Here is a 4946-nt window from a genome sequence, read left to right as displayed (position 1 = left end):
GCCGAGGACACCCTGCTGAGCGAGATGGTCTCGGCGGCGCCCGCCGCCGCCGAGACCATCTCGCTCAGCAGGGTGTCCTCGGCGGCCTCGGCGCCCAGCACGACACGCCGGCTCAGCCGCAGCATGCCGGCCCGCCAGCGGTCCGGGCCCAGGCTGCCGTCCTCCCGCCGGGCCCCGGTCAGCGCAGCGAGCTCCTCGGCCACCTGGGCGCTCAGCCAGCCGGCGCCGCCTTGCGACGGCACCTCCCAGTCGCCCGCCGCCACCACGTGCGGCGACAGCCCGTACCGGCGCCCGTCGGCCGCGAGAGCGGTCGGGGCGCCCAGCGCCCCGGCGCCGTCGGCACGGGCCAGCAGGCTCTCGGCGTCCGCCCGGGTCAGCGGTACGAGGAAGGCCCCGAAGGGGGTGCGCAGCCGCACCGGACGCCCGTCCCGGCCGCTCCTCAGGTGTGCCATCAGCCGGTCCGTCAGCCCGTCGCGGGTCAGTGCGTCCAGACCGAGCGTGCGTGCGGGCAGGTCCGCCCACGGCATCCGCCGGGCCACCAGTGCGGCGCTGAACAGCACGTTCTCCAGGGGCCAGGCCGTCTCGGGCCGCGCCGCCGCCGGGCCGTCGGCATAGGTCATCGCTCGCTCTCCCTCTGGCTCACGTGCTCGCTGCTCACGCGCTCGCCGCTCGCTCGTCACTCGTCAGTGGTCGCTGTCGCTGGTCGCTGGTCATCTGTCACCGGTCATCTGTCACGCAGCATGTACGGCTGGTTCCCGACGACTTCGCCGTCGTAGGCCCTGATCAGTTCGTTCACCCGGTCCCGGTGGTGCGCCGTCTCCCCGCGCAGGCTGTCGGAGTACGCCTGCGGCGCGTGCGACAGCGGATAGTCGTAGGACTCGTCCAGCCAGGTCAGTTCGACCCAGCCGGCGGGGATGTCGTGGGGGGAGGCGGGCCCGCGCCCGTCGAGCATGGGGATCACGTCGTGCTTGTTGACCAGACTGATCACCTGGGTGGTGTGGTCGGCCGGGCGCTTGTTGTCGATGGGGGAGCCGAGCGTGACCACGTGGGTGATCCGGTAGGCGGACGCCAGCTCCACGTCCATCGCCAGGTTCATCGCCGTCAGTCCGCCCAGGCTGTGCCCGACGAACATCAGCTCCGACCCGGCCGGCACCCCCGCCCGCCGCAGCAGCTTCCGCGCCGCGCGCGTGTACGTCGTGTCGGAGCGCAGGAACCCGTCGAACGCGCCGATCAGGTCCTGCGGGGTGCTGTTGCTCGGCAGGACGAAGCTCGTACCGGGCAGCAGCAGCACGTACCTGACGCGGCCGTCGGCGCACTTGACGCGCCGCAGCAGCACCAGCCCGTGGTTGCCGAGCGCACCGATGTCGTTGATGTAGCTGACGATGTCGTTGCGGGAGGTCGTCAGGACCTTTGCGAGGATCGAGTCCGGCTCGGTCCGCTCGGCCCGCCCGGGGCCGGGGTTGAGGCGGGCGAGCAGCGAGCTCGGCAGCCCGAGGAAGGGGTCCGTGGTCGGCACTCCGCCGGCGAGCGTCACCCAGGAGAAGCCGTCGTTGACCGGGTTCTCGTCGAGCAGCCCCAGCAGCGCCAGCAACTCCATGATCACCGGGCTGACGGTCGTCAGGGCGCGCGTCACGCCCAGCCGCTCGACCAGTGCGTGCAGCGCCCGCAGCGCCTCCCACCGGTTGCCCTCCACCATGGCGTCGGTGAGCCGCCTCGCCGGTGCCGAGCCGAGGTTCGGGTGCGCGGCCACCGCTGCCTCGATCCGCAGGGCGAAGGCGTCCACGGCCATGGACACCGCGGCCGGCCGGCGGTAGGTCACGCTGCCCGCCATCCGGGCCAGTTCCCCGGCGAGCCCGCCGTTCGGACCGAACCCGAGCCCCGGAGGGCTGGTCAGCGCCCTGGCGCACGACACCGCCGTGCCGAGCGCCCACCCGGGACGGCGCAGGGCGGCCAGCCCGAACCGCCAGCTGCTGAGCGCCCCGGTCAGTTCCGCACCGGCCCGCTTCGCGGTGAGGGCCGCGTCCGCCAGCAGCACGGACGCCGCGACGAGGAGTTCCGCGTCGGGTCCCCCCGCCACGGGCCCACCGGCGCCGGGGACGGCGCCGGGCCCGTCGGCGGCCGGCCTGCTCTGCCCCGGAATGGGCTGAGCTGCTTCATCGGCCACCTGAGGCGTCACGGTCTGCGCTGCGACGGTCTGAGGCGTCACGGTCTGCGCTGCCACGGTGTGAGGCGTCACGGTCTGAGGCGTCACGGTCCTCCCTCTCGTCCCTGTGCGGTGTTCGCCGCGCCGCCCCCCTTTCGCCGGGCATGCTGGCACCGAAAGTGATCCACTGCGCGCACGCGTCAGGCCGCGGGCAGGTGCGATCCGCTCCCGGGCCGGCGCCGATGGACGCCGGGGCCCCGAATCCACGGGGTTCCGGGCGGGGCCGGCCCTGCCGTGCCCGTCTCGTGGAATCCGCCGGCCCGGAGGATGAGCTGCGGACCACGGTGTTGACGCGCGCCGCCCCCGCCCATCGCGGCGGGGGCCGGCCGTTCGGTGCGGGCGCCGCCTTCGGTCAGGGCAGGAGGCCTGCCGGAAGGTATTCCGCGTAGGCCGCGGCCGGCGGGTTCGAGGCCTGCCGGACCAGGTCCCACACCCGGTCCGATTCCGGATCGGCCTCGGGATCGGCCTCGGGATCGGCCTCGGGATCGGCCTCCGGGTCCTGCAGGGGCTTGCCGAGGCGGGTGGCGACGTCCTTGCGCAGGGCCGGGAGCAGGGCGTAGAGGCGGTCGCCGGGGCAGGCGGTGGCGTTGAAGTCGCGGTGGCCGTAGATCTCGGAGGCGGGCAGGCCGTACTGGCTGCAGACGTGGGCGCACAGGTCGGCCAGCATCGCGTACTGCGCCGCCGGCGGGGCCTGGGAGGTGTACGTGCCCTCGTTCTCGATGCCGATCGACACCGTGTTCTGCCCGACGCAGTGGGCCGCGCGCACCTGGCGGGTGCCGGCGCGCAGCTCCGCGAGGCTGTTGTGGCGGCCCTCCAGCACGAAGGCCCCGCGGCTGACGGTGAAGTGCTGACCGGTGTCGATCCAGCCCTGCGCGTCCATGTGGTACGTCTGGATCGCACGGGCCAGGGCGAAGGCGCGCTGCTTCGAGTAGTCCGTCACGTTCGCCGTCGCCGTGTGGTGGACGACGATCCGCTCCGGGCGGTTGGCCAGGACGACGACGGGCTCGGACGGGGCCCGTGCACCCCAGGTGGCGCAGGCGATGACGGCCGGGTCGGCGGCGGAGTGCGCGCGCCCGGCCGCGGCCAGCGGCAGTGCCGCCGCGGCGGCCAGGGTGAAGCCGCCGGTGAGGACCGACCGGCGGGTGTGCAGTGCGGAGAAGGTCATGCGGTGCCCGTTTCCGTAAGGAGGCTGCCCATTGAAGGGACCCCGGCCGCACGGGCCGCGCAGACACACCGGGCCGCGGACGGACTGGCCCCGGCCGGCCGCGGCGCACAGGGGCCCGGCGCCGGCGCGGGGGAGCGGGGCCCGCGCCACGGGCCGCCGCTCTACGGGGCCGCTCTACGGGGCCGCTCTACGGGGCTGCTCTACGGGGCCGCCCTGCGGGAACCGCCGGGAGGGCGCCGTACGAGGGGGCTCGTGCACCGTGAAGCCGTGCTGCGCGCCGTTCAACTCCACCGGTTCGGCGGGCGGGTGGCGGCGGAGCCCGCACCGCCTGCGTCCGGGCAGATGGGGGACGGGTCTACTCACGGGCTGGTTACCGTCGGGCTTTGCTGCCCGAGCGAGCGGTTGCCGCCGTGCCTGCCGGGAAAGGCGAGAGGGCTCCGGGCGGTGCCCGGAGCCCCTGCGGGCCAGGTGAACGGGTTACCACTTGTTGTGGCAGTTCCAGTGTCCGGGCACCCAGTGGGTGTCGTGGTGGCCGGGCACCCAGTGGTTCTGGGACCAGCCGTGGCCGTACCAGCCGGGGTGCCAGTGGCCCCGGTGGTCGTAGTGGCCGGGGTGCCAGGTGCCGTGGTGCCCCTTCTTCTCGTAGTGGCCCTTGCCCCACGTCTTGGCCCAGTGCCCCTTGGTCCACGAGCAGCGTTCGTGGCGCTCCGACCGGTGCTTCCTGTCGTCCCAGCGGTCGTGCCGGTCACGGTCACGGTCACGGTCCCCGTTCAGAGCAGTGGCCGCCGATGCCGATGCCGATGCCGGTGTCGAAGCGGCGGCGGCCGTGCCGGTGGCCGCGAGCGTGGCGCCGCCAGAGAGCAGGCCGGCCACGGCCGCGCCCGCGAGAAGGCTGCGGGTCCGCACGGAAACGGTCATGGGTCTCACCTCCTTCTGCTTCACGAATGAGCGGATGCTCGGCCCCTGTTTCCGCAGGGGGGCTCGTGAAGGGATTCGGTACCGGCCGCCGGAGGGATTGGAAAACGGTCAAAAAGACATTTCATCCGATGGATCGGAGGAATCGGCGTCCTGGTCTGGTTGCCCGAGGGTGAGGCGCAGCAGGGGGCTGGTGGTGGGCTCGGGTGAGCCGCCCACGGGTTCGAGGGTGAGGCCGACGGCGCGGGCGCTGTCGGGGCGTCCTTGCATGACGACGGCGCCGTCGGCCTGGACGAGGCCGGCGGAGCGCTTGGTGCCGTGGTCGTCGAACCACAGCTGGTAGGTCTTGCCGGCGGGAGGGGCGGGCAGGCCGCTGCTGACGAAGACGGCCTGGTCGCGCAGTGCCGAGGTGGTCACGGAGGTGGTGGCTCCGGTGCTGGTGCGTCCGTGCACCGTCCGGGCGTCGGGGGCGGCCATGACGGCGGCCAGCTCCTGGGCCTGCCGGGTGGCCTGCCGAGCCTGCGTACGGGCCTGTTCGGCCTGCTGGTACTGGTACGCGGCGAGTCCGCCGAAGGCCGCTGCGACGGCGACGCAGGCCGCGGCGACGAACGCTCCGGCCCTGCGCCTGAGGACCGCGGTGGGCCGGAGCGTTCGTCGCCGCGG

5 protein-coding genes are annotated in these 4946 nt (G+C 74.0%); all 5 read right to left on the bottom strand.

Annotated elements, in window-relative coordinates:
• Window positions 1–620: hypothetical protein (locus PV721_RS41200; protein WP_319733691.1), on the bottom strand; the 620-nt coding region annotated here is incomplete at its 3' end.
• Window positions 621–724: 104 nt separating this feature from the next.
• Window positions 725–2077 (bottom strand): lipase family protein, encoded by a 1353-nt coding sequence (locus PV721_RS41195; protein WP_319733689.1) that lies wholly within the window; start codon window positions 2075–2077, stop codon window positions 725–727.
• A 478-nt stretch (window positions 2078–2555) separates the two neighbouring features.
• Window positions 2556–3368: a peptidoglycan recognition family protein gene (locus tag PV721_RS41190; RefSeq protein ID WP_319733688.1), complete on the bottom strand. Its 813-nt coding sequence runs from the start codon at window positions 3366–3368 to the stop codon at window positions 2556–2558.
• A 477-nt stretch (window positions 3369–3845) separates the two neighbouring features.
• Window positions 3846–4286 carry a hypothetical protein gene (locus PV721_RS41185; RefSeq protein WP_319733686.1) on the bottom strand — a complete coding sequence of 147 codons (441 nt, stop codon included), beginning with the start codon at window positions 4284–4286 and terminating at the stop codon, window positions 3846–3848.
• A gap of 108 nt (window positions 4287–4394) precedes the next feature.
• Window positions 4395–4946 (bottom strand): anti-sigma factor (locus PV721_RS41180; protein WP_319733684.1); only part of this gene is annotated, 552 nt, incomplete at its 5' end.

The sequence above is a fragment of the Streptomyces sp. MB09-01 genome, from assembly GCF_033794505.1.
Lineage (GTDB): Bacteria > Actinomycetota > Actinomycetes > Streptomycetales > Streptomycetaceae > Streptomyces.
This window is presented reverse-complemented; position numbering and strand designations above follow the sequence as displayed.

What these genes read in the sequence shown, in the direction of transcription:
- PV721_RS41190 (WP_319733688.1), bottom strand. Translation starts at nt 3,368, where the DNA reads ATGACCTTCTCCGCACTGCACACCCGCCGGTCGGTCCTCACCGGCGGC.
- PV721_RS41185 (WP_319733686.1), bottom strand. Translation starts at nt 4,286, where the DNA reads ATGACCGTTTCCGTGCGGACCCGCAGCCTTCTCGCGGGCGCGGCCGTG.